Raw genomic sequence first — 22416 nt, forward strand, 5'->3', positions numbered from 1 at the left:
TATGAAGTTCACCCAGCTATCTACGGGGCCAGCTCAGGCAGCTCACTGAACGCGACCCTCACTTTCAACCCGCCTAAGGCGCCATCGTGCAGCGATATGTCGGCCAGGTGCGCCCTACAGATTTCGCCCACGATTGCCAGCCCTAAGCCCGTGCCTTGCTGGCCGCGCCGGTAAAAACGCTGGAACACCCGCGCACGATCGTCTTCAGGGATACCCGGGCCTTCGTCTTCCACTTCCAGCACGGCGTCTGGTAGCACGCGCAGTACCACCGTCCCGCCCTGGGGCGTATGGGCCAAGGCATTGTCCACCAGGTTACTGAGCAATTCGGTCAGCAAGGTGGGTTCACCGCGGATATACACCGGTTGTTCGGCCTCAAGCGCCAGGGCCAGGCCCCTCCCATGAGCCAGGGGCGCCAAGGCCATACCCAGCTCTCGGGCCAGTTGCGACAGGTCAATGCGTTCGGCGCCGCCCTCGGCAATCGCCTGGGCCCCATTCTCGATACGTGCCAGGGACAGCAACTGGTTCGCCAGGTGGGTAAGGCGATCGATACCCTGCCGCCCTTCCACCAGCGCCAAGTGAAGCTCGGCCGGGTCGCTGCTGCGCAACCCTAGCTCCACACGTGCCTTAAGGGCTGCCAATGGCGTGCGCAGCTCGTGGGCAGCCTCGGCGATGAACTGGCCCTGCCGCTCGAACTGCACGCGCAACCGCTCGGTAAAGTGATCGATGGACTGCACCAGAGGCAACAGTTCGCGCTGCACCTCTTCACGCGGCAATGGCCGCAGGTCATCGGACCGGCGCTCTTCCACTGCCCGCCGCAAGCGATCCAGGGGGTTCAGCGCATTGCTGACGGTAATCCAGGCCAGCAACAACGCACCGCCCCCCAGCATGCCAAGGCGCAGCAGCGTGTCAGTCATCAGGCCGCGCGCCATGTCTACACGGGCTTCGTCCGTTTCGGCCACACGAATCTCTGCCATGCCGTTCATGCTAGGTTCGGTGACGGCCTTGAGCAGGCTCACCACGCGCACGTCCTGGCCCTTATAGGTGCCGTTGTAAAACTTGGCCAGCGCCGGGTAGGCATCTGTACGGGGTGTACCGGCAGGGGGTGCAGGCATGTTTTCATAACCAGAAATCAACTGGCCATCAATCCCGTTGACCTGATAGTAGATGCGGCCCGCGCTGTCGTAGGCGAACGTATCCAGGGCCACATAGGGCACATCCAGGCTCAGGCGGCCATCCTGGGCCGTCAAACCCGCAGAGATGGTTCTGGCGGAGGCCAGCAGGGTACGGTCATAGGCGATATCTGCCGCTTCCCGCCCATTCCAGTAGGCGCTCATGCCACTGGCCAGCATCAATAGCACCAACAGCCACGCCAGGTTGCCCAGCAGGCGCCAGCGCAGGCTGGCCGGCTTAGGCATCACGGCCTTCCAGCAGATAACCCAGCCCTCTGAACGTCACAATGGCGACGCCTTGACCGTCCAGCTTCTTACGCAAACGGTGAATATAGATTTCGATGGCTTCGGCACTGGCGTCTTCATCGAGGCCAAACACTTGAGCGGCCAACTGCTCCTTGCTCATTACGCGCCCAGGCCGAGCAATCAGGGCTTCGAGCACAGCTTGTTCACGAGACGTCAGCACCAGTGCTACTTCATTCATGCTGAAGCGTCGCGCTTCAAGGTCGTAGACCAGTGAACCGCAGCGCTGAATGCGCTCGCCGCCTAACAAGGTACGGCGCAGCAGCGCCTTCACACGGGCTTCCAGCTCGGTCAGCTCGAAAGGCTTTGCCAGGTAATCGTCCGCGCCCAGGTTCAAGCCGTGAACCCGGTCCTTTACGTCGCTACGGGCGGTGAGCATCAACACCGGCAGGTTCTGGCCACGGTCGCGCAAGCGGGCCAGCACCTCAAAACCTTCCAGGCGCGGCAAGCCCACATCCAGGATAGCCATGGCGTAGTTTTCGCTGGTCAAGGCCAGGTCTGCCGCCACGCCGTCATGTAGCACGTCTACCGTAAGCCCGGCAGCCTTTAATGCCTGGGCAATGCTTTGCGACAATTGCTCATGATCTTCTACCAGCAGGATGCGCATGCGGTCTCCCTCGTTCAGCGACGCGCGGGAAGTGTCCCTTATTCCCCAGCGCTTGGCGATCCTGACGCAGGAAAGTTAAAGATTTTTTCAGAAAATCACGATTTTGAAAGCCTGTTGAAAGCTTCACGCCCTAGGCTCGGGCTCAGCTTGTACTGACTATCACAAAAACAACAATCAGGACGTCGCCCATGACCCCCCTACTGCGCCCCCTCGCGTTGGCAGTCGCCTGCCTTGCATTCGCCCATTCCGCGCTCGCCGAAGAGCCCAAACGCCCTGAATGCATCGCGCCAGCCTCCCCTGGCGGCGGCTTCGACCTCACCTGCAAACTGGTACAAAGCGCATTGCTGAACCAGAAGCTCCTGGAAAAGCCTATGCGCGTGACCTACATGCCAGGCGGCGTGGGTGCAGTGGCGTACAACGCCGTGGTAGCGCAACGGCCTAAGGATGGCGGCACTATCGTTGCCTGGTCCAGTGGCTCCCTGCTCAACCTGGCGCAAGGCAAGTTTGGCCGTTTCGACGAAAACGCCGTGCGCTGGCTGGCCGCCGTCGGCACCAGCTATGGCGCCATTGCAGTGAAAACCGACTCCCCCTACAAAAACCTGGATGACCTGGTACAGGCCTTGAAGGCTGACCCCAGCAAGGTCGTGATCGGCTCAGGGGGCACCGTGGGCAGCCAGGACTGGATGCAAACCGCACTGCTGGCCAAAGCCGCCGGCATCAACCCCAAAGACCTGCGCTATGTCGCGCTTGAAGGGGGCGGCGAAATCGTCACATCCTTGATGGGTGGGCATATTCAGGTAGGCAGTACGGACATCTCCGACTCCATGCCCCACATCGAAGCGGGCAACATGCGCATCCTGGCCGTGTTCTCGGACAAACGCCTCGAAGAACCTGGCATGAAGGACATACCCACGGCTAAGGAACAGGGCTACGACATCGAATGGCCTGTGGTACGCGGCTTCTATGTTGGCCCCAAGGTCAGTGACGAGGACTATGCCTGGTGGAAAACCACCTTCGACAAAATGCTGGCCAGCAGCGAGTTTGCCACGCTGCGTGACCAGCGCGAGATGTTCCCGTTCGCCCTTACCGGTGCGGAGCTGGACGCCTATGTGAAGAAACAGGTGGCGGATTACAAGGTCCTCGCCAAGGAATTCGGGCTGATCCAGTAACCCCCTCTACGCCCGCCTGCACGGGGGCGCGCCGGAGAACAACATGAATACTCTGCAACGGCTCTTCGCCGGGGTGCTGCTGGTGGCCTGTGCCGGGCTGGCGGTAATGGCATGGCCTTATCAGGCCGCGTTTTCCTATGAACCTGTGGGGCCTCGGGCCTACCCTTTATTGCTACTTGCCTTGATGGGCCTGGCGTTCGCCTACATGATCCTGCGGCCCACGCCTATTGTGCATAGCGAGGATGACCCTGCACTAGACCGCCCTACTTTGCTCAAGATAGCCGCCTGCACCGCCTTGCTTCTTCTGTTCGCCGGCCTGTTCGAGCCGCTGGGCTTCATCCTCAGCGCTCTGCTGATTGGGCTGCCTATGGCACGGCTATATGGCGCGCGCTGGCTGCCAGCGCTGGTCGTGATCCCGCTGTCGGTTATTGCCCTTTACTTTCTGTTCGACCGTGCAATGGACGTCCCGCTGCCGCTAGGCCTGCTCGACGTATTGGAGAACTGACATGGATACGCTCGGTTACCTGGGTCAGGGCTTCGGCGTTGCCCTTACCCCTTACAACCTGATTACCGCGTTGGCCGGTACGTTGATCGGCACAGTGGTTGGCCTGCTACCAGGGCTTGGCCCAATCAACGGCGTGGCTTTGCTTATCCCTATCGCGTTTGCGCTGGGGCTGCCGCCTGAATCCGCGCTGATCCTGTGCGCGGCAGTTTATCTGGGGTGCGAATACGGCGGGCGCATCAGTTCGATCCTGCTCAACATCCCAGGTGAAGCCTCAACAGTAATGACCACGCTAGACGGCTATCCTCTGGCCCGTCAGGGCCTGGCCGGTGTGGCCCTGTCCCTGTCGGCCTGGAGTTCGTTCATCGGTGCTTTCATTGCCACTTGCGGGATGGTGCTGTTTGCCCCGCTGCTGGCCCAATGGGCAGTGGCCTTCGGCCCCGCCGAATACTTTGCGCTGATGGTTTTCGCCATCGTATGCCTGGCTGGCATGGCCGGCAATCGACCCTTGAAGACATTTATTGCCGCGTTGATCGGGCTATTCCTATCCACCATTGGTATCGATGCCAACAGCGGCGTGTACCGGTTTACCGGTGACAGCGTTCACCTGGCAGACGGCATTCAGTTCGTGGTGCTGGTGCTAGGGTTGTTCTCGGTATCCGAGATACTCCTGCTACTGGAAAAGACGCACCATGGCCACGTAGCAGCGCAGGCCACCGGCCGTATGATGTTCAACCTCAAAGAAGCCACCAGTGTGTGGCTGGTCAATGTCCGCTGTGGCTTTATGGGCTTTGTGATGGGGGTATTACCAGGCGCCGGTGCCACCTTGGCCAGTGCCGTGGCCTACATGGCAGAAAAACGCATAGCGGGTACTACCGGGAAGTTCGGCACAGGCGACCTGCGAGGCCTCGCCGCGCCCGAAACGGCTATCGGGGCTGCCGCCTGTGGGGCACTCGTGCCCATGCTCACCTTGGGCGTACCAGGGTCGGGCACCACGGCTGTGATGATCGGCGCGCTGAGCCTGTACAACATCACCCCAGGCCCCTTGCTGTTCGAACAGCAGCCGGACATCGTGTGGGGCCTGATCGCTTCGCTGTTTATCGCCAACGTGATGCTGGTGATCCTCAACATTCCGATGATCCGCGTGTTCACTCGTATCCTGTCTGTACCCAACTGGGCGCTGGTACCGATCATCGCCATCATCACCGGCATCGGGGTGTACGCCGTACACGCTACCACCTTCGACCTGTTCCTGATGGTGGGCATTGGTATCTTCGGTTATATCCTGCGCAAGCTGGACTTCCCCCTCTCGCCGCTGCTACTGGGCTTTATCCTGGGCGGCCTGATGGAACAGAACCTGCGCCGGGCGCTGTCGATATCCAACGGGGACCTGCATATCCTCGCGGGCAGCCCGATCACCATCGGTACCTGGGTACTGACCGTTGTCATGCTGGCCTTCCCCTTAGTGCGCATCTGGCGTAACCGTCAGCGTGCACGCCGGGCTGCCAATGCCTGAGCGTGAAGCGCCGGCTTGGTGGCTGACCGGTATCACCGGGCTTGCCGGGGGATGCCTGGCCAGCCTGGTCGGTTGGCCACTGCCCTTCATGACCGGCGCACTGATGGCCGTGATCCTGGTGCGCTGCGCCACGCCCTGGCAACTGAGGGAAATACCCAACGGCCGCCGGTGCGGGCAATGGATCATTGGCATCGGCATTGGCCTGCATTTCACGCCCCAAGTGATCGAGCAGGTGGCCAACCACTGGGTGCTTATTCTGGGGGGCGCGCTGGTGACCAGCCTGTCCAGCCTGGTGAGCGTGTGGCTGTTGCTGCGCACCGGTGAAGACCGCCCCACAGCGTTTTTCTCCAGCATGCCTGGTGGCTCGGGGGAGATGGTAAACCTGGGCGCTCGTAATGGCGCCAACCTGAGCCGTGTGGCTGCTGGGCAAAGCCTGCGCGTGCTGTTAGTGGTGCTGTTGGTACCGGCAGTATTCAAATACCTGTTGGGCGAGGGCGGCGTTGTTCAACACGGTGGCGCCCTGCCTTGGGGGTGGCTGGCACTGGCAGGCCTATCAGGCCTGGGTGCCGCGCTGATCTGGCAGAAGCTGAACCAACCCAACCCCTGGCTGTTCGGGCCACTGCTGGTCACGGCCAGCTTGAGCATCGGTTTTGACCTGCAAGGTTCACTCCCCTTAGGCAGCAGCCAAGTGGGCCAATGGTTAATCGGCAGCGGCCTGGGCTGTCATTTCAACCGGGCATTTTTCCGCCGTGCGCCCTCCTTTCTCGGGCGTACCTTGCTAGGGACCCTGCTGACCATGCTTATTGCCGGGCTAGCAGCCTGGGTGCTGAGCACCGCCACCCAGTTGGACCTACGCTCGCTCACCTTGGGCATGATGCCCGGCGGCATCGCTGAAATGAGCCTAACCGCCGAAACCTTGCAACTGTCCGTTCCCTTGGTGACCGCTTTGCAGGTCATGCGCCTGCTCTTCGTGCTGTTTCTGGCCGAACCCCTGTTCCGGCGCTGGGCACAGGGGCTTCAAAAACCGTTATAGCGCCCAGTCGATGGGCGTCATGTCGTGGTCTTTGAGGAACTGGTTGGCCTTGCCAAAGTGCCCGTTGCCGATAAAACCCCGGTGCGCCGATAACGGCGAAGGGTGCACGGAGGTCAGGATCAGGTGCTTGGTGTTATCGATCAGCTTGGCCTTGCTCTGGGCGTGTGCGCCCCACAGCAGGAACACCACATGCTCGCATTTTTCATTCACGGTTTGAATGATCCGATCGGTAAACGGCTCCCAGCCCTTTTTTGCATGGGAGGCCGCATTGCTCCGCTCCACGGTCAGGGTGGTATTGAGCAGCAGTACCCCCTGCTCCGCCCATGGCTGCAGGCACCCATGGCGAGGGATATCAATGTTCAGGTCACGCTTGAGCTCTTTGTAGATATTCACCAACGACGGCGGCGTGGCGATGCCTGGCTGAACAGAGAAGCACAGGCCATGGGCCTGACCGGGGCCGTGGTAGGGATCCTGCCCTAGAATGACCACTTTTACCTTGTCCAGCGGTGTGAGGTTCAGCGCGTTGAAGATCAGCGGGCCGGGTGGGTAGATCTCTTTGCCAGCCGCCAGTTCATGGCGTAGAAATTCGCGCAACTGGCGCATGTAAGGTTGGTCGAATTCGTCTCTGAGGGCCTGCTTCCAGCTCGGTTCGAGCTTGATGCGGTCGTCTTCCGGGGCAGTAGTCGTCATGTGGCAGTCCATGGAACAATCCGGGGACACTAGGAAAGACCTTCTCTGTTGTCAATCGAACTGACCCAAGCGGTCCACAATTCCAACAAGCGTTACACAGAGGTGTTCGATGAACCTGAGTTTCGAAGAATTGATCGGGGCTAGCGGCGCGTGTATCGCTATCGCTACGCTAGACGCCCCCAAGTCCCTCAATGCGCTTTCGTTGCCCATGATCGAGGTGCTGCTGGAGAAGTTGGAGGCTTGGGCCCAAAACCCGCGTATCGCTTGTGTGTTGCTCAAGGGCAACGGGGCGAAGGCGTTCTGTGCCGGAGGCGATGTTCGCACACTGGTTGAGGCCTGCCGCTCGCACCCTGGCGAAATCCCTCCCTTGGCGGCACGTTTTTTCGAAGCTGAATACCGTTTGGACTATCGCCTGCATACGTTCAAGTGCCCGGTCATCTGCTGGGGCCATGGCTATGTGCTGGGGGGCGGTATGGGCCTGTTGCAAAGCGCCGCCGTCCGTATCGTCACACCGACCAGCCGCCTGGCCATGCCAGAGGTGAGCATCGGGTTGTACCCAGACGTGGGCGCGGGATGGTTCTATAACCGCCTGCCCGGCAAGCTGGGGTTATTCCTGGCCATGACCGGAGCGCAGGTCAATGGCACCGATGCGTTGGACCTGGGGCTGGCTGACCGCCTGCTGCGCGACGACCAGCAGGACGCCCTGATCGATGGGCTGGTACAACTGAATTGGCAGGAAGACGCTCAGGTGCAGCTGACCAGCCTGCTGCGCGCCTTGGAACACGAGGCACTGGCCGACCGCCCTGCCCCGAAGTGGCTAGCGCGCCGTGCCGCCATTGATGACCTGCTTGATGTGGCCACCCCTGTGCAAGCATGGAAAGCGATCGCCCGCTGGCACGATCATGCCGACCCAGACCTCGCACTGGCCGCGCGCAACCTGGTCAACGGCTGCCCCCTCACCGCGCACTTGGCCTGGCATCAACTCAAGCGCGCCCGCCGCTTATCACTGGCTGAAGTGTTACGCATGGAGTTCGGCATCAGCCTTAATTGCTGCCGCCACCCAGAATTCAGCGAAGGCGTGCGCGCCCGGTTGGTGGACAAGGACAATACGCCCCACTGGCACTGGCCGGACGTGGCGGCGATCTCCGAAGCGGTTGTACAGGCGCACTTCAGCCCGGCTTGGGAGGGCGAGCATCCTCTAAGGGACCTGTAACGCCTGCACTGTTCGAACGGGCCAGTGCGCCTCGCGCCTGTTGTCGGGATAACCGTCTACCGGGTTAGCCGTCGGCCAGCGTCATCGGCGGTCCCAGCCCCCTCTTCCGCCATAACCACCACGTGGCCCCCAACCCGGCCCGCCCGGGCCACGGCCTTGCCAACCCGGGCCTTGCCAACCAGGCCCACGGTCGTGACGCCATTGGGGTGGAGGGCCGCCCTGCCAGCCGGGGCCAGGCCGAGGCGGTGGGCCAGGGCGCCAGGCCGGTGGAGGGGGTAATGGGTAATACCGAGGCGGCGCCACGTAGTACCGCGGAGCGGGAGAAATGTAATAACCCCCCGCATACCCATAGGGATACCCGTAGGAGCGCTCTACGTATACAGGGCCAGGCGCGCTGTACACCTCTGTACGTACGTAACTGTCAGTCGCATAGGGCGCACAGCCGGACAGGAGTGCGCTAAAGACGGCAATGATCGATAGGGTGCGATACATGGGGCGGCCTCCGGGACCGCAGTGGGATAGCTGCACAACCTCAGACTCTGTTTTAACGATCCAGTGCGTTTTAGGAAACACCTGGTAATACATCTGCGCCTATCGGCACACCGACCATCCGCCCATGTCCAGGTGGAAGTGATTGCGGTGCGCAGCGTTGTAGTCCGGTCCCAGTACGGTGCTGAAGTACCGACAGGCCGACGTGCGCGCTGTTCGCAAGAAGGCTGCATCCGCATCGGCACCGTTCCACCCCTTAAGCACGCTGATGCGCCGGCCATTGGCCAAGCGGAACGCAGAAATGTCCAAGGCATTGGCAGTGGCGTGCTGGCTGAGGCGCCCCTGGGCGCGGTGGTAGATATTGCGGCAGGCATAGCTACCTAGGTGCTCGACCTCCACTACGGGTGAATTGAACGCTGTTTGAGCTGCCGGTTGTAGCCCGTAGCGTTCAAACAATGCGAACGCAACGGCCACAGGGCAGGTCGCAAGGAAACTGCTACTCAGGCGTACAGGCCCTCCGCTTATCCTCACCACATTCACCAACGGACAACGGCTACTTGGCGCAGCGTCTGCCCGGGCACGGGCCACGAGGTTTGTCGTGGCAAGGGCGGCTTTGCACAAGTCAGGGTCGCTACGCAGGCGCAGGAGTTTATAGGGGGTCAGCCAGTTGGGCGGTTGCGCAATGTCTAAAGGTGCCCACGGGTTCCATTGGGAAAGAAGTGGAACGGTCCACCAGGCCAGCCACAGCGTTAGCCCAAGGCCTATCCAGACGCCTAGCGTGCGCACAGCAACGCCTGTGTCAGAGCAGGCCCATCTGCGCCGACGGCTCAGGTTCGGTCAGCGCAGGCATACCCGGCAAACGCGCCATCAGCCGGGCATGGAAGCGTTGCGCAAAGGCCGGTGCGTCCAGGTTATCTGCCGTGTGTAGAAACACGTAGGGGCATTTGCCGGCCTCGATCCATGTCGCGACCTTCTCCACCCAAGGGTCCAGAAACGGCTCGTTATCTTCCACATTGGGCAGCCCAATGATCCGCACCTGTGGGTGGTGGGTAAAGGCAGCCGGGCGTGGAGGTACATGGGGCTTCTTTTCCTGCGCGTGCACAATGCGAGGGTCTGTGGACGTTACGCTGAACAACGCGCGCGGGTCCAGGCAGATCCGCTCGGTACCCGTGGACAGCAGTAGCCGGTTGAGGGCGCGTTCTTCTTCACCACGGGCAAAAAACGCGGGGTGGCGTACCTCTACAGACACGGGCCGCCCCAAGGCTTCGATAAATACGGCCAGTTCACCCAGGCGCGCCGGGCTGAAGCTGGCCGACAGCTGCAGCCAGACAGTAGACACCCTTGGGCCGAGCGGAGCCAGCAACCTCAAAAAGGCCTCGGCCGCCTCTACCTGGGTGGCCAGGTCACCCTCGTGGCTGATGTCGCGGGGAAACTTGGCCGTGAACCGAAAATGCTCAGGCATTTCCCGCGCCCACCGCTCTACAGTGCTTTCAGCGGGCCGGGCATAGAATGTGGTATTGCCCTCTACCGCGTTGAAGGTAGTGGCATACAGCCGCAGGGCATCGGCAGCGGTAGATTCAGCGGGGTACAGGCGACCACGCCAGGCAGGGTCGCTCCACGAAGGACAACCCAAGTAATAAGGTAGGTGAGCGGAAGTCAGATGTGCACGTCCAGGCCAAGCACTTCCCCTTCCCAGTCCACAAAGGTGGCGGTAGTCATGTAGCTGGCCAAGGCAGATGCTACCCGTGCATTGACGCCACGGAACATTTCTTCGTGCTGACGGGCAGAGAACACAGGCACCAGCGAGCCGCGACTTCCACCCGCAGCAGGTCGCTGGCGAGCTTCGATCACCTCGGTTTCACCTTCCTGATCGTCGACCGCTTCGTCTACCCTTGCCAGGCCGCTACGTGGCTTGCGCTTGATCGGGTAGGCGCGCGATCCCACTCCGTCTATGCGCATAAGGGGGCTCGGTTAACTGCTGTCTATAGGCAGGCACTGTAGCGTGAGGCTGCACTGCCTGGTGATAACTTGACCACATAAACTGTAAAAGGTTTATAGCCTGTCTTCGAACAAGAAGCGATCAGCCCACGACCTGTGGCACGTAGCGGCTAAGAAGGCTTGCTTGCTTTAGGGGTAGCGACATTGTCGCGCAGATAGACCGGCTGGGCCTGCGCCGCCTCAATGGCTTCGTTACGCGCCCATGCGAAACCCGCCAAGGCAAGCACGTCTTCAGCATGGGGCAATGCCGAGGCATCGAAACGCTGAGCTTTCACCGCCAGGCGATCCGCGTAGCCCCAGCCGGTCCCTGCGCCATACCAGCCCTCAAGGTTATCGGCAGGCACCTGGACGGCATGAGGGGGTAGCACGGCCTCAGCGCCCACCAGCTGCATTTCACCGTCAGACAACGCATAGCAGCCCCAATACACTTCATCCATTCGTGCATCGATAGCGGCCGCCACCTGGGTAGCGCCTTCCCGGCGCCAGGCGCCTTGGGCTAACGCCGCCAGGTTGGACACCCCTAGCACGGGGCGGTCCAGCGCAAAGGCCAAGCCTTGCACCACACCAATCGCAATTCGCACCCCAGTAAACGCGCCGGGGCCCCGACCAAAAGCGATGGCATCCACAGCACTCAGGCCTACCCCCGCGTCTGCCATGATCTGCTGGATCATGGGCAGCAGCTTCTGGGCGTGCAACCGTGGGATCACCTCGTAGTGGCTTAATACCTTGCCGTCATGCAACAGGGCGACGGAACAGGCTTCAGTGGCGGTATCGAGGGCCAGCAGCGTGGGCATTGCGGTATCCGGTCAGGTAGAAATGGGGGGCTTGGAAAGGCGGGCAGTATAAACGACGAAAGCCCGCGAACGGGCTTTCGTTTACCAACAGCGATCAGCTCAGCGCTGTAACCACCTTGCGGGTAATGTCTTCAACGGTGCCCACGCCTTCGATACGGGCGTACTTGGGCTTGCCCTGCTCAGCAGACAGGTTCACGTAGAAGCTGACCAGCGGCTCGGTCTGGTCATGGTAGACCTTCAGGCGCTTGCGTACGGTTTCCTCTGTGTCATCGGCACGGTGGACCAGGGCTTCGCCTGTTACATCATCCTTGCCTTCCACTTTCGGCGGGTTGAATACCGTGTGGTACACCCGGCCTGAATTTTCATGCACGCGGCGGCCAGCGATGCGGTTGACGATTTCTTCGTCTGCCACGTTGATTTCAACCACGTAGTCCAACACTACACCTGCATTGACCAAAGCCTCGGCCTGAGGAATGGTGCGCGGGAAGCCGTCGAACAGGAACCCGTTGGTGCAATCGGGCTGGGCGATACGCTCCTTGACCAGCGCGATGATCAGGTCGTCAGACACCAACCCGCCGCTGGCCATCACTTCCTTGGCCTTGAGGCCCAGTTCGGTGCCGGCCTTGACTGCTGCGCGGAGCATGTCGCCAGTGGAGATCTGCGGAATACCGAACTTCTCGGTGATGAACTTGGCCTGCGTACCTTTCCCGGCTCCGGGAGCTCCCAGCAGAATCACGCGCATCGATATGCTCCTCAATGTTTTTTTATTTAAACAACACCAATGACCCTGGAGAAAACATAACTACCGGTGAGCCATCGAAAAATTCGGGCTGGCCGAACAATCGGCCAAAAGGCTGCCCAAGATACACAGCCGCCTACCCCCAGACAAGCCACCTAAGGTCGCAGGCACCCGCCGCAGGGCGACAGGTGCGACCCGGTGCAACCCTCTAACCTTTCAGGCACAGGCAAAGCAGCCCCTGACCCGCCTGTGGCCAGGAGCACAGCGCACGTGTTACCCCGTGTTGCGTAACCCGGCAGCGATACCTGCCACTGTTACTAGCAAGGCCTGCTCAAGGCCGCTGCCTGGGGCCCCCTGCTGAACGCGCGAACGTGCCAGCAGCTCCATTTGCAGCCGGTGCAGTGGGTCCAGGTAGGTATTACGCAGGGCGAAGAACTCCAGGGTTTCCGGGCTGCTGGCAAGCAGCTTGCTCTGCCCTGTCAGGGTTAGCACTTGCCGTACGCACTGCGACAATAAGTCGCGCAACTCATGGCCCAACGGCTTCAAGGCGTCCTCGACCAAGTGCTCGTCGTACTGCCGTGCGATCTCGGCATCGGCCTTGGCCAGCACCATTTCCAGCATGTCGATACGTGTACGGAAGAACGGCCAGTGCTCGCGCATTTCGGCCAGCCGTTCGCCCTCCCCACGCTGCAGTGCATTGCCCAGGGCCGCTTCCCAGCCCAGCCATGCCGGCAGCATGAGGCGGGTCTGGGTCCAGCCGAAAATCCAGGGGATAGCGCGAAGGCTTTCAATGCCGCCTTGCCGCCGTTTAGCGGGGCGGCTTCCCAGGGGAAGGCGCCCTAGCTCCTGCTCGGGAGTGGACTGGCGAAAGTATTCGACAAATTGCGGGTGCTCACGCACCACCTTGCGGTAGGCCTGCACACCGTCATGGGCCAATTCGTCCATCAGCGTACGCCACGACGCTTCCGGTGGCGGTGGTGGTAACAGCGTGGCCTCCAGTACAGCGGCCAGGTACAGATGAAGGTTTTGCTCGGCGATGTCTGGCAAGCCGAATTTGAACCGGATCATCTCCCCCTGTTCGGTGGTACGGAAGCGACCGGCCACCGAACCTGGGGGCTGGGACAAGATAGCCGCGTGGGCTGGGCCGCCCCCGCGCCCCACCGTGCCGCCCCTGCCATGAAACAGCAGCAGTTCCACGCCATGCTCGTGGCAAATGTCGACCAAGGTTTCCTGAGCCCGGTACTGTGCCCACGCCGCAGCGGTAGTGCCGGCATCCTTAGCCGAGTCAGAATAACCGATCATTACTTCCTGGGGGCCTTGTAGCCGTGCGCGATAACCTGGCAATGCCAGCAGGCGTTCAATGACCGGGCCGGCGTTCTCCAGGTCGGCCAATGTTTCAAACAACGGCACTACACGCATAGGCCGCTGCAACCCGGCTTCTTTGAGCAGCAGTTGCACGGCCAGCACGTCCGAGGCGGCGCCTGCCATGGAAATCACGTAACTGCCCAATGATGCTGCAGGCGCGGCCGCCACTTCTCGGCAGGTCGCCAACACTTCGGCGGTGTCTGCCGAGGCCTTGAACGAAGGCGGCAGCAAAGGCCGGCGGTTGTCCAACTCCGCCAGGAGAAACGCGACACGGTCGTCTTCGTCCCAATCGGCGTAACGGCCCAACCCCAGGTATTCAGTGATATCGCTCATGGCTGCACAATGCCGTGCGGCGTCCTGGCGAACGTCCAGGCGCACCAGGAACAGCCCGAAGGTCACAGCCCGCCGGATGCAATCGAGCAGAGGGCCGTCAGCGATGACCCCCATGCCGCACGCATGCAGCGAATCGAAACACAGTAGCAAGGGCTCCAACAGCTCGCGGTTGTCCTGCAGCACGTCTGCATCGACAGGTTCAGGGCCCTTAAGGGCAGCTTGGGCCCAGTGGCGTGTGGCCTTTAGCCGTTCACGCAGTTGCTTGAGCACACTGCGGTAAGGCTCAGGGCTGTTTTCACTGCGCGCGCGCAGTGCGTCGCTGGCCTGCTGCATGGACAGCTCGCCTGCCAGGTGGTCCACGTCCCGCAAGAAAAGGTCTGCTGCCATCCAGCGTGCCAGTAGCAGCACCTCGCGGGTAACGGCAGCGGTAACGTTGGGGTTGCCGTCCCGGTCCCCGCCCATCCAGGACGCAAACCGGATAGGCGCCGCCTCCAGCGGCAGGTGCAGGCCCGTGGCCTCGAACAGGGCGGCGTCTACCTTGCGCAAATGGCTGGGCACCGCGTGCCAAAGGGAATGCTCAATGACAGCAAACCCCCATTTGGCCTCGTCCACAGGCGTAGGGCGTGTTCGCCGGATCTCGTCAGTGTGCCAAGCCTCGGCAATCAGCCGTTGCAGACGATCGTGAAGGCTCTGCTGCTCCGCGGTAGTGAGATCCCGATGATCCAGCGCCGCCAACTGGGCAGCAATCGCATCGTACTTCTGGATCAACGTGCGACGCGCCACCTCAGTGGGGTGGGCGGTCAGCACCAGTTCGATGTCCAGGCGGCCCACGTGCTGTGCGAGGTGATCCGCACTGTGGCCGGCGGCACCAAGCCGTGCCAGCAACTCGGGCAGGCGCTGGGCGTCCAGTACTTCACCGGCCTGGCCGCTGTCTTCGGTGCGTCGGCGGATGAGCTGGTACTGCTCGGCAATGTTGGCCAGGTTCAAGAACTGGGTGAAGGCCCTGGCCACTGGCAGCAGGTCGTCTTCACTAAGTTCATTGAGCCGATCACTCAGTTGAGCCGGGCCGGCCTGCGCGCTGCGCCGGTCAGCCTTGGCGCCATGGCGAATGCGCTCGATCTTGTCTAGAAAGGCATCGCCGTATTGCTCGCGAATGGTAGTGCCAAGCAATTCGCCTAGTACATGGACCCGTTCGCGCAAGCGCGCGTCGATCTCACTCATGTTTCCATTCTCCGTCAAAGGGCCGGTAGACGCAGCAGGATAGCGCACCGGATGACTGAACGCGGCGTCGAAAAACAGCTCAATACCCAGGTAACTCACCCGTCGTCCAAGGGCACACACACCGCGGTTGTGCCTTGGGCGTTGTGTTATCCGACCCACGAGGTGCCCATGAAAATCCGTGAGCTAGCCCGCCACTGGGAACAGAACGCCAAAGGCCGCCTGACCGAAACCCCCTACAGCATCCACTTGGACGTTGAGTCAGCCGCACGCCTTGAAGCCTTGCAGGAGATGTACCCCAAACACCACCCCGAGGAACTGCTAGGTGAATTGATCGGGGCTGCCTTGGAAGAACTGGAAACCAGCTTTCCCTATGTGCGAGGCACCAAGGTTATCGCTACCGACGAGGAAGGCGATCCGATGTATGAAGACATCGGCCCTACCCCGCGTTTCCTGGCGCTGTCGCGGCGTAACCTTGAGAAAATGACCCAGAGCTCACCCCAAGCGCCCATGCCCCCTCAGCCGGTTGATGCGCCATAAGGCTCATGACAGAGCCTTCAGACTGTAAAAAACCATGCAACAGGCCAGATTTCTGAACTATTCGAAAAACACTTGAGTCCCAAACATTAGCCATCGCAGTACAACGCTCGCGGCCACCTTGCCCCTGCCGCTGCCATGGAAATACCGTTCTGAAAAAAGCCCTCCTATGGAGTCGAAGATCATGAAGACTTGTACTGCCACCCCTTCGTCCAACGCTGTTCGTGGGCTCAAGCTCGCCGTACTGGCGTTGGGCAGCAGCTTCATCCTGGCCGGTTGCGCGGGTAACCCACCGACCGAGCAATACGCCCTGGCCCAGTCAGCCGTGAACAGCGCCGTCAGCGCTGGCGGTACTGAATTTGCAGCCGTGGAAACCAAGTCGGCCCAGGACAAGTTCAAGGCGGCTGAAATCGCCATGCACGACGAAAACTATGACAAGGCCCGGATGCTGGCCGAGCAAGCCGAATGGGATGCTCGTGTAGCGGAACGCAAGGCCCAGGCTGCGAAGGCACAAAAAGCTGTAGATGATGCGCATCAAGGCGTGGAAGACCTGCGCCAGGAAGGCATGCGCAACATCCAGCCTTAATTGCCACGACCGTACTTCGCACAGATAAGGAATAACCCCATGCGTAAACAATTGATGATCCCTGCCCTGTTGGCCGTGGCCGTTAGCCTGAGCGCCTGCTCGCACGACCCAAATGCCAACCTGGAAAGCGCGCGCACCAACTTCTCGTCGCTGCAGACCAACCCTAAGTCGGCCACTTTGGCGGCGCTGGAAACCAAAGACGCTTCCGAGTGGCTGGACAAGGCTGACAAGGCCTACCGCAATGACGAAGACAAGAAGAAGGTTGACCAACTGGCCTACCTGACCAACCAGCGCGTCGAGTTTGCCAAGCAGACCATCGCTCTGCGCACTTCCGAAGATGACATCAAGAACGCCGCTGCCTTGCGTGCCAAGGCCCAGCTTGACGCTCGCGATGCCCAGATCAAGAAGCTGCAGAACAGCCTGAATGCCAAGCAGACCGAGCGCGGCACCTTGGTCACCTTCGGCGATGTACTGTTCGACCTGAACAAGGCTGAACTCAAGCCTAGCGGCATGACCAACATCATCCAGCTGGCTCAGTTCCTGAAGGACAACCCGGACCGTCAGGTGATCATCGAAGGCTACACAGATGCCACCGGTTCTGACTCGTACAACCAGAGCCTGTCCCAGGCCCGTGCGACCTCGGTACTGGCTGCACTGGTTCGCCAGGGCGTCGATGCCAAGCGCATTGTGGCCCAGGGCTACGGCAAGCAGTACCCAGTTGCTGACAACAGCAGCAGCTCGGGCCGTGCCATGAACCGTCGCGTGGAAGTGACCATTTCCAACGACAACCAGCCAGTAGCCCCACGCTCTTCAATGAAGTAAGCGCCGCCGCTGTGCCAAGAGACCAGCCCTTAGGGGCTGGTTTTTTTTTGCGCTGCAGAAACAAACACTGTTGGACCACGCAGGGCCTGTGAACGGGCTGCAAACAATCCTGACGTATTTTCCAGCCTTTTTCGCAGGCTGGCGCCTGCTCCCACAGGGGGTAGTGTAGGCTCCCGGCTCAGGGGTAATTGGGAATCTCGCCCAGCCGTCGCAGGCCGTTGAAGTGGCTGGGGTCTTCCAGGAACTTGACCATGACCTGTCGGTAGGTAGGGTCTGCGAAGGTTTGCACGTGTGCGCCTCGGGTAAGTTGGAGTACCCGTGGCGGAGGCAATGCCTTGTACAACGCAAGGCCGTTTTCCAAAGGCACTACTGTGTCATCCAGGCTCTGGAACACCAATTTGGGCACCTTGGCCAAGCCAGGCGCCGCCCTCAAGGCACTGTCCCCATCGGGCACGAACCACGACAACGGCACCTGCAATGGCCACGTCAACCATGACGTACTCAAGGCGAACTGGGCGACCTTGCGGTAACTGGCAGGCGCGCCGTCGAACACCATGGCTTTGAACCGCGCAGCCTCTTGTGGGTGCCCAGACAGGTAATGGACCGCCAGCGCGCCTCCTAGGCTTTGGCCCAGCAACACCAATGGGTGGCCTTGAGTCTCAGGCGACGTACGCAGCCACGCCAGTGCAACTTGAATGTCGAGGTAGACACCCGGCAACTTTGCCTGCCCTTCAGACAAGCCATACCCACGGTAATCCAGCAACAACACCTGATAACCTTCAGCGGGCAACCACCAACTGCCACCCAGGTGCCGCGCCAGGTTGCCGCCGTTACCGTGCAAATGCAGTACGGTCCCTTTCACAGGCACACCTGCCTTGGCGGGCAGCCACCAGGCATGCAGCCGCACGCCATCGGATGTGTGCAGCGTTACCGGTTGCCATTGCACCTTGGCCACGTCTGGGGTGAACGGCTCGCCAGGCTCCGGATAAAACAGCAGGCCGCTGCAACCCGTTACTGAGAGCAGCAGCGCCACTGTCAGGGCGTTAAATGATATTCGCGTAATCCGCTTCAATGCGGTCAAGGCTCAGGTGGTTGAGGAAGTTGGAAAAGCACATCCAGGCGGACAGTGCATTCATGTCACGAAATTGCTCTGGCAGGTACTTGGGTGGCGCTACAAGCCCCTCGTCTACCAACTGGCGCAGGATACGCATGTCCTCCAGGGTGGTCTTGCCACAGAACAGCAGTGACACCTGGTCCAGCTTGCCTTTGCGCACCGCCAGCTGAATGTAGTTGTACACCATGATAAAGCCCTTAAGGTAGGACAGGTCCTTGGTAAAGGGCAGGCCGGTGGGAGTGGAGCCACGGAACACCCGGCTGGCATTGCCGTAGCTGTCCTCCATGCCAAAGCCCTGCTCCTTGAAGAACTCGAATACCTGCAGGAAATCGGCGCCCTCTTCCACCATATGGATGGCGCGTGTGCGGTTGGTAAGCTTGCGCAAGCGGCTGGGGTAGGAGGCGAACGCAATGACCTCCATCAAAATGGCCAGGCCCTCCTGGGTCACGGTAGACGAAGGCGGCCCCTTGGACAGGAAGGTACACACCGGCTGGTTAAGGCCGTTGAGGGTGGTGCCCACATGCACCAGCCCCTCATGCACCTCCAGTGCACGCACGTCACGCTCATTGAACATGGCATCGGCGCGTACTTTGATGTAGTCCGCCCCAGCGGCAGCGTCAGCGACGATCCCGTCCGACTCGAACACGCGGATGGTTTCTTCGGTTTCTCCGAACACGCGGTTGAGCCGGCTCTGCAGCATGTCTACCGCCTGCTTGGCGGTAAGGTTCTTGACCTCGTCCTTGAGGTCGCCACGGCCGTCGATCCTGTTGAGGTAGTCGGAGAGCATCAGGCCAAGGTCCGACAGCGTAGGGTCACCTGCATGGAAAGCGTCGGAAGCCGCACCGTACAGTTCCTGGGAAATCAGCCCGAAGTCTTCGGTGCCACGGGCTTCGAGCATGCGCACCACCATGCGGTACTCGCGGCACATACGCCGCATGATCTGCCCCACAGGGTTGAACTGGCCCAGCTGACGGGTCACGTCACGCTCGATATTCTGAAACTCGATCCGTACCGCCGCCGCATCGAAGCTCAATGGCCTGCCCTGGTACCAGGCACGGTCTACGATAGGAAGAGCCTTACCCTTGGCCTTGAGGAAGGTTTGGCGGACGTTGTCGTCCCATTTCACCGCATCAAGAATCCTGATGGGGGTTTGCGCGCTCACAATGCGGTCAGACAGTGCGCGCACCGTCTGCTGATACTCGTCCATCAGCCCTCCTTGTCAGTCAATGCGCAACTCGCTTGTAGCGAGCAACCTCTACAAACACATCGGAATTGGCAGGGTCGTCCAGCCAGGCAAACACTTGGGCCGGGGTGGACCGCACGGCAACGCCCTGGCCGTCCTGGGTATCGAAGCGCTCGCCGGCCAGCGACTGTTGTGCAATGGCCTGCTGCAAGCGCTCCAGGTCCAGGTTGTAGACCACCAATTCACCGGCATCACTCAGTTCAAAGCCTACTATGGCAAAACGGCCCCCATAGGCTTTAGGCATGGGGGCACTGGCGTACCAGCGCCCGCCGTGACGGCTGACGGTAAACAGCGCCTGATCACGCGGGGCCAAGGCACCTTTCTGGTAGCTCACAGCCGAGTAACGGCCATTGGTTGCAGGCTGGATGCTCAAGTGAAGGTGCTCACCCCAGGCATCTCGGGCTTGCCATTGGCCGATCAATGCGGCCGGCGCCTTGGTACCAGGCGGGATGGGCTCGTCGAAGGTCGCCAGGCAACCGGTCAACAGGCCGCTGGCGAGTAGCATTGCCAAAAGCGTGCGCCACACATTCATCCCAAAGCTCTCCTTGGTCAGGCTGCTGCCAGCACCAGGTGCATGTAACGCGTAAGAATATCCAGCATCTCATTACCGTGTTTAGCAGATGCGGGCGCCAGCAGGGCCTGATATTCCATCTGCCCGATCAACGCCGTCAACACCTGTGCATCCTGCTCAGGGCAACGTGAGCCCAACACGCGCAGCATCTGGCAGGCCCCCTCATGGAGGATCTGTTGGTGCGAGAGTACCAGCCCGGCCAGGCGAGGGGTCAGCAGCGCTTCCTGGCGAAACGCCTGCTCGGCCATCAAATAGTCGCGCCGCGTGTTCAGTTGCTTGCGCACATAGTCTGCCGTCATGCGGGCAATGGCATCGGCCAGGCGGCCCCGTGCTTCAGGGGTGCTGTCGGTGGCAGCCAGCAACTGGCGCAGCATTTCCTCGCTGCTGGACCACAGCTTGGCCATGTGGGCGGCGCTTCGCTCCACGTAGCGGGCAAAACTGTCTGCCAAGAGGTCTTCGATGTCCTTGAAATAATAGGTTGTCGCCGACAGGGGCACCCCGGCTTCCGTGGCCACGGCACGGTGGCGAACACCGCGTACCCCGTCGCGTACCACAATTCGCATGGCGGCATCGAGGATGGCCTGGCGGCGCTGCTCGCTGCCTTGCCGTGCCGGCTTGCGGCCTTCGTACTGAACACTGTTGGCCACGGCGCTGGCAACGCCGGCGGCCCCTGTTGCTACGGTTGCAGGTTCCACGTTTGATCCTTTCACATTGACGCATCCAAGGCCGCCAGCGGCCCTCTGTACCGAGGCGGCCATTTTGCCTCAATCCACACGTCGTGAAGACCGTTTTAGCTCAAAGGAGAGGTAGCAGGCATAAAAAAACCGGCAGTGTGCTCACTGCCGGTTATTCAGGCCTCGCTCAAGAACGCAGAGGTCAGGCCTGTGGCCGCATGTGCGGGAACAGGATGACATCGCGAATGGAGGGCGAGTTGGTCAGCAGCATCACCAGGCGGTCGATACCGATGCCTTCCCCTGCCGTTGGTGGCATGCCGTACTCCAGCGCCCGCACGAAGTCGGCGTCGTAGTGCATGGCCTCGTCATCACCGGCGTCCTTGTCGGCCACCTGAGCCATGAACCGCTCGGCCTGGTCTTCTGCGTCGTTGAGCTCCGAGTAGGCATTGGCCAGTTCACGGCCTCCAATGAACAGCTCGAAACGGTCGGTAACGTTGGGGTTTTCGTCGTTGCGGCGCGCCAGCGGCGACACTTCGAAGGGGTACTGCGTGATGAAGTGCGGCTGCTCCAGCTTGTGCTCCACCAGCTCTTCGAAAATCATCACCTGCAGCTTGCCCAGGCCTTCAAACCCGAGCACCTTGGCGCCAGCTTTCTTGGCGATTTCACGGGCCTTGTCCAGGTCAGTGAGGTCGGCAGCCGTCAGCTCGGGGTTGTACTTGAGGATCGAGTCGAACACCGACAAGCGCACGAAGGGTTCGCCGAAGTGGAACACTTTGTCGCCGTAGGGCACGTCCGTGCTGCCGAGTACCAGCTGCGCCAATTCACGGAACAGCTCCTCGGTGAGGTCCATGTTGTCTTTATAATCGGCGTAGGCCTGGTAGAACTCGAGCATGGTGAACTCGGGGTTGTGCCGGGTTGAGACGCCTTCGTTGCGGAAGTTGCGGTTGATCTCGAATACTTTCTCGAAGCCACCGACCACCAGCCGCTTGAGGTACAGCTCGGGTGCAATGCGCAGGAACATTTCCATGTCCAGGGCATTGTGGTGAGTTTCGAACGGCTTGGCCGCCGCGCCGCCTGGGATGGTTTGCAGCATGGGGGTTTCGACTTCGAGGAAGTCGCGCTTGGCCAGGAACGCACGAATGTGCGCAATCACCTGCGAACGCACGCGGAAGGTATCACGCACGTCTTCGTTGACGATCAGGTCCACGTAGCGTTGACGGTAACGGGTTTCGGTATCGGTCAGGCCATGGTGCTTGTCTGGCAGCGGGCGCAGCGCCTTGGTCAGCAGCTTTACCTGTGTCATGTCCACGTACAGGTCGCCCTTTCCGGAGCGAGCCAGGGTGCCCTCCACAGCGATGATGTCGCCCAGGTCCCAGGTCTTGATCGCCGCCAGGGTGTCCGCTGTGAGTACCTTGCGGTTCACATACACCTGGAGGCGGCCGGTCATGTCCTGAAGCACCATGAACGCGCCACGGTTGAGCATGATGCGACCTGCCACCTTGACCGGAATCGCTGCAGCTTCCAGCGCTTCCTTGGTCTCGGTGGCGTATTGCTTCTGCAGGGCATCGCAGTAGCTGTCACGGCGGAAGTCGTTGGGGAAGGCATTGCCTGCCTCGCGGGCCTGGGCAAGCTTTTCCTTGCGCAGGGCGATCAGGGTGTTTTCTTCCTGTTGCAGGTCTTGCGGGTCGAGTGGTTGGTCGCTCATGTCATATCCGTCAAAGTGTTCTTCAG

22 protein-coding genes are annotated in these 22416 nt (G+C 61.0%); 8 read left to right on the forward strand and 14 right to left on the reverse strand.

Annotation, left to right across the window (positions count from 1 at the left end):
* Nucleotides 1–20: 20 nt before the first annotated feature.
* Together HBH25_RS13080 and HBH25_RS13085 are read right to left on the reverse strand one after the other, a co-directional pair.
* Nucleotides 21–1415, reverse strand: coding sequence for a sensor histidine kinase (locus HBH25_RS13080; protein ID WP_168084356.1), 1395 nt, complete (start codon nt 1413–1415; stop codon nt 21–23).
* Nucleotides 1408–2079: a response regulator gene (locus HBH25_RS13085; protein WP_168084357.1), complete on the reverse strand. Its 672-nt coding sequence runs from the start codon at nt 2077–2079 to the stop codon at nt 1408–1410. The genes HBH25_RS13080 and HBH25_RS13085 overlap by 8 nt, the downstream gene beginning before the upstream one ends.
* 188 nt (nt 2080–2267) lie before the next feature.
* Here HBH25_RS13085 and HBH25_RS13090 point away from each other — a divergent pair, with 188 nt between their 5' ends.
* Genes HBH25_RS13090 through HBH25_RS13105 form a run of 4 tightly spaced genes read left to right on the forward strand, consistent with a single transcriptional unit; the run spans nt 2268 to nt 6299 of the window.
* On the forward strand, nt 2268–3248 hold the full coding sequence (locus tag HBH25_RS13090) for a Bug family tripartite tricarboxylate transporter substrate binding protein (protein ID WP_168084358.1): 981 nt from the start codon (nt 2268–2270) through the stop codon (nt 3246–3248).
* A 43-nt stretch (nt 3249–3291) separates the two neighbouring features.
* Entirely contained in the window at nt 3292–3753 is a 462-nt protein-coding gene (locus HBH25_RS13095; protein WP_168084359.1) for a tripartite tricarboxylate transporter TctB family protein, read from the forward strand.
* A gap of 1 nt (nt 3754) precedes the next feature.
* Nucleotides 3755–5266 (forward strand): tripartite tricarboxylate transporter permease, encoded by a 1512-nt coding sequence (locus HBH25_RS13100; RefSeq protein WP_168084360.1) that lies wholly within the window; start codon nt 3755–3757, stop codon nt 5264–5266.
* Entirely contained in the window at nt 5259–6299 is a 1041-nt protein-coding gene (locus HBH25_RS13105) for an AbrB family transcriptional regulator (RefSeq protein WP_168084361.1), read from the forward strand. Before HBH25_RS13100 ends, HBH25_RS13105 begins: the two co-directional genes overlap by 8 nt.
* On the opposite strand, the gene ung is transcribed toward HBH25_RS13105, so the two are convergent.
* Nucleotides 6294–6989, reverse strand: a complete 696-nt coding sequence (ung, locus tag HBH25_RS13110) for a uracil-DNA glycosylase (RefSeq protein WP_168084362.1) — start codon at nt 6987–6989, stop codon at nt 6294–6296. The genes HBH25_RS13105 and ung overlap by 6 nt on opposite strands.
* A 109-nt stretch (nt 6990–7098) precedes the next feature.
* On the opposite strand from ung, the gene HBH25_RS13115 reads away from it, so the two are divergent.
* Complete coding sequence (locus HBH25_RS13115) at nt 7099–8202, forward strand: enoyl-CoA hydratase/isomerase family protein (protein ID WP_168084363.1); 1104 nt, start codon at nt 7099–7101, stop codon at nt 8200–8202.
* 591 nt (nt 8203–8793) lie between these two features.
* On the opposite strand, the gene HBH25_RS13120 is transcribed toward HBH25_RS13115, so the two are convergent.
* From HBH25_RS13120 to ppc, 6 genes are all read right to left on the reverse strand, one after another.
* Nucleotides 8794–9477 (reverse strand): extensin-like domain-containing protein, encoded by a 684-nt coding sequence (locus HBH25_RS13120; protein WP_168084364.1) that lies wholly within the window; start codon nt 9475–9477, stop codon nt 8794–8796.
* Nucleotides 9478–9490: 13 nt separating this feature from the next.
* Entirely contained in the window at nt 9491–10351 is an 861-nt protein-coding gene (locus tag HBH25_RS13125; RefSeq protein WP_168084519.1) for a DUF72 domain-containing protein, read from the reverse strand.
* Entirely contained in the window at nt 10348–10650 is a 303-nt protein-coding gene (locus HBH25_RS13130) for a hypothetical protein (protein WP_168084365.1), read from the reverse strand. Before HBH25_RS13130 ends, HBH25_RS13125 begins: the two co-directional genes overlap by 4 nt.
* 149 nt (nt 10651–10799) lie before the next feature.
* The gene (tsaB, locus tag HBH25_RS13135; protein ID WP_168084366.1) at nt 10800–11483 is read right to left on the reverse strand and encodes a tRNA (adenosine(37)-N6)-threonylcarbamoyltransferase complex dimerization subunit type 1 TsaB; all 684 of its coding nucleotides are present in this window, start codon (nt 11481–11483) and stop codon (nt 10800–10802) included.
* Between the two features lie 94 nt (nt 11484–11577).
* Nucleotides 11578–12225 carry an adenylate kinase gene (gene adk, locus HBH25_RS13140; protein ID WP_168084367.1) on the reverse strand — a complete coding sequence of 216 codons (648 nt, stop codon included), beginning with the start codon at nt 12223–12225 and terminating at the stop codon, nt 11578–11580.
* Nucleotides 12226–12495: 270 nt separating this feature from the next.
* Nucleotides 12496–15141 carry a phosphoenolpyruvate carboxylase gene (gene ppc / locus HBH25_RS13145; protein WP_168084368.1) on the reverse strand — a complete coding sequence of 882 codons (2646 nt, stop codon included), beginning with the start codon at nt 15139–15141 and terminating at the stop codon, nt 12496–12498.
* A gap of 168 nt (nt 15142–15309) precedes the next feature.
* Here ppc and HBH25_RS13150 point away from each other — a divergent pair, with 168 nt between their 5' ends.
* The 3 genes from HBH25_RS13150 (at nt 15310) to lptF (ending at nt 17083) form a co-directional block, all read left to right on the forward strand.
* Nucleotides 15310–15678, forward strand: coding sequence for a pilin assembly protein (locus HBH25_RS13150; protein WP_168084520.1), 369 nt, complete (start codon nt 15310–15312; stop codon nt 15676–15678).
* Between the two features lie 166 nt (nt 15679–15844).
* Nucleotides 15845–16261, forward strand: a complete 417-nt coding sequence (locus HBH25_RS13155; protein ID WP_168084369.1) for a DUF4398 domain-containing protein — start codon at nt 15845–15847, stop codon at nt 16259–16261.
* A gap of 39 nt (nt 16262–16300) precedes the next feature.
* The gene (gene lptF / locus HBH25_RS13160; RefSeq protein WP_168084370.1) at nt 16301–17083 is read left to right on the forward strand and encodes a lipotoxin F family OmpA-related lipoprotein LptF; all 783 of its coding nucleotides are present in this window, start codon (nt 16301–16303) and stop codon (nt 17081–17083) included.
* A 178-nt stretch (nt 17084–17261) separates the two neighbouring features.
* Here lptF and HBH25_RS13165 read toward each other — a convergent pair whose 3' ends face one another.
* The 5 genes from HBH25_RS13165 to lysS form a co-directional block, all read right to left on the reverse strand.
* On the reverse strand, nt 17262–18122 hold the full coding sequence (locus tag HBH25_RS13165; protein ID WP_229631910.1) for an alpha/beta hydrolase: 861 nt from the start codon (nt 18120–18122) through the stop codon (nt 17262–17264).
* A gap of 4 nt (nt 18123–18126) precedes the next feature.
* Nucleotides 18127–19404, reverse strand: a complete 1278-nt coding sequence (locus HBH25_RS13170; RefSeq protein ID WP_168084372.1) for a flavohemoglobin expression-modulating QEGLA motif protein — start codon at nt 19402–19404, stop codon at nt 18127–18129.
* Nucleotides 19405–19420: 16 nt separating this feature from the next.
* Entirely contained in the window at nt 19421–19972 is a 552-nt protein-coding gene (locus HBH25_RS13175; RefSeq protein ID WP_168084373.1) for a hypothetical protein, read from the reverse strand.
* A gap of 17 nt (nt 19973–19989) precedes the next feature.
* Complete coding sequence (locus HBH25_RS13180; RefSeq protein WP_324616891.1) at nt 19990–20706, reverse strand: TetR/AcrR family transcriptional regulator; 717 nt, start codon at nt 20704–20706, stop codon at nt 19990–19992.
* A gap of 181 nt (nt 20707–20887) precedes the next feature.
* On the reverse strand, nt 20888–22390 hold the full coding sequence (gene lysS, locus HBH25_RS13185; RefSeq protein ID WP_168084375.1) for a lysine--tRNA ligase: 1503 nt from the start codon (nt 22388–22390) through the stop codon (nt 20888–20890).
* Nucleotides 22391–22416: the final 26 nt, after the last annotated feature.

This window comes from Pseudomonas quercus, from assembly GCF_012033695.1.
Taxonomy (GTDB): Bacteria; Pseudomonadota; Gammaproteobacteria; order Pseudomonadales; family Pseudomonadaceae; genus Aquipseudomonas; species Aquipseudomonas quercus.

Bases quoted from the DNA above. Each gene is read 5' to 3' on its own strand.
- HBH25_RS13130 (WP_168084365.1), bottom strand. From the start codon at position 10,650: ATGCGCATAGACGGAGTGGGATCGCGCGCCTACCCGATCAAGCGCAAG.
- HBH25_RS13115 (WP_168084363.1), top strand. From the start codon at position 7,099: ATGAACCTGAGTTTCGAAGAATTGATCGGGGCTAGCGGCGCGTGTATC.
- HBH25_RS13150 (WP_168084520.1), top strand. From the start codon at position 15,310: ATGAAAATCCGTGAGCTAGCCCGCCACTGGGAACAGAACGCCAAAGGC.
- HBH25_RS13170 (WP_168084372.1), bottom strand. From the start codon at position 19,404: ATGGACGAGTATCAGCAGACGGTGCGCGCACTGTCTGACCGCATTGTG.
- HBH25_RS13095 (WP_168084359.1), top strand. From the start codon at position 3,292: ATGAATACTCTGCAACGGCTCTTCGCCGGGGTGCTGCTGGTGGCCTGT.
- lptF (WP_168084370.1), top strand. From the start codon at position 16,301: ATGCGTAAACAATTGATGATCCCTGCCCTGTTGGCCGTGGCCGTTAGC.
- adk (WP_168084367.1), bottom strand. From the start codon at position 12,225: ATGCGCGTGATTCTGCTGGGAGCTCCCGGAGCCGGGAAAGGTACGCAG.
- HBH25_RS13105 (WP_168084361.1), top strand. From the start codon at position 5,259: ATGCCTGAGCGTGAAGCGCCGGCTTGGTGGCTGACCGGTATCACCGGG.
- ppc (WP_168084368.1), bottom strand. From the start codon at position 15,141: ATGAGTGAGATCGACGCGCGCTTGCGCGAACGGGTCCATGTACTAGGC.
- HBH25_RS13090 (WP_168084358.1), top strand. From the start codon at position 2,268: ATGACCCCCCTACTGCGCCCCCTCGCGTTGGCAGTCGCCTGCCTTGCA.
- lysS (WP_168084375.1), bottom strand. From the start codon at position 22,390: ATGAGCGACCAACCACTCGACCCGCAAGACCTGCAACAGGAAGAAAAC.
- HBH25_RS13175 (WP_168084373.1), bottom strand. From the start codon at position 19,972: ATGAATGTGTGGCGCACGCTTTTGGCAATGCTACTCGCCAGCGGCCTG.
- tsaB (WP_168084366.1), bottom strand. From the start codon at position 11,483: ATGCCCACGCTGCTGGCCCTCGATACCGCCACTGAAGCCTGTTCCGTC.
- HBH25_RS13100 (WP_168084360.1), top strand. From the start codon at position 3,755: ATGGATACGCTCGGTTACCTGGGTCAGGGCTTCGGCGTTGCCCTTACC.
- HBH25_RS13085 (WP_168084357.1), bottom strand. From the start codon at position 2,079: ATGCGCATCCTGCTGGTAGAAGATCATGAGCAATTGTCGCAAAGCATT.
- HBH25_RS13155 (WP_168084369.1), top strand. From the start codon at position 15,845: ATGGAGTCGAAGATCATGAAGACTTGTACTGCCACCCCTTCGTCCAAC.
- ung (WP_168084362.1), bottom strand. From the start codon at position 6,989: ATGACGACTACTGCCCCGGAAGACGACCGCATCAAGCTCGAACCGAGC.
- HBH25_RS13080 (WP_168084356.1), bottom strand. From the start codon at position 1,415: ATGCCTAAGCCGGCCAGCCTGCGCTGGCGCCTGCTGGGCAACCTGGCG.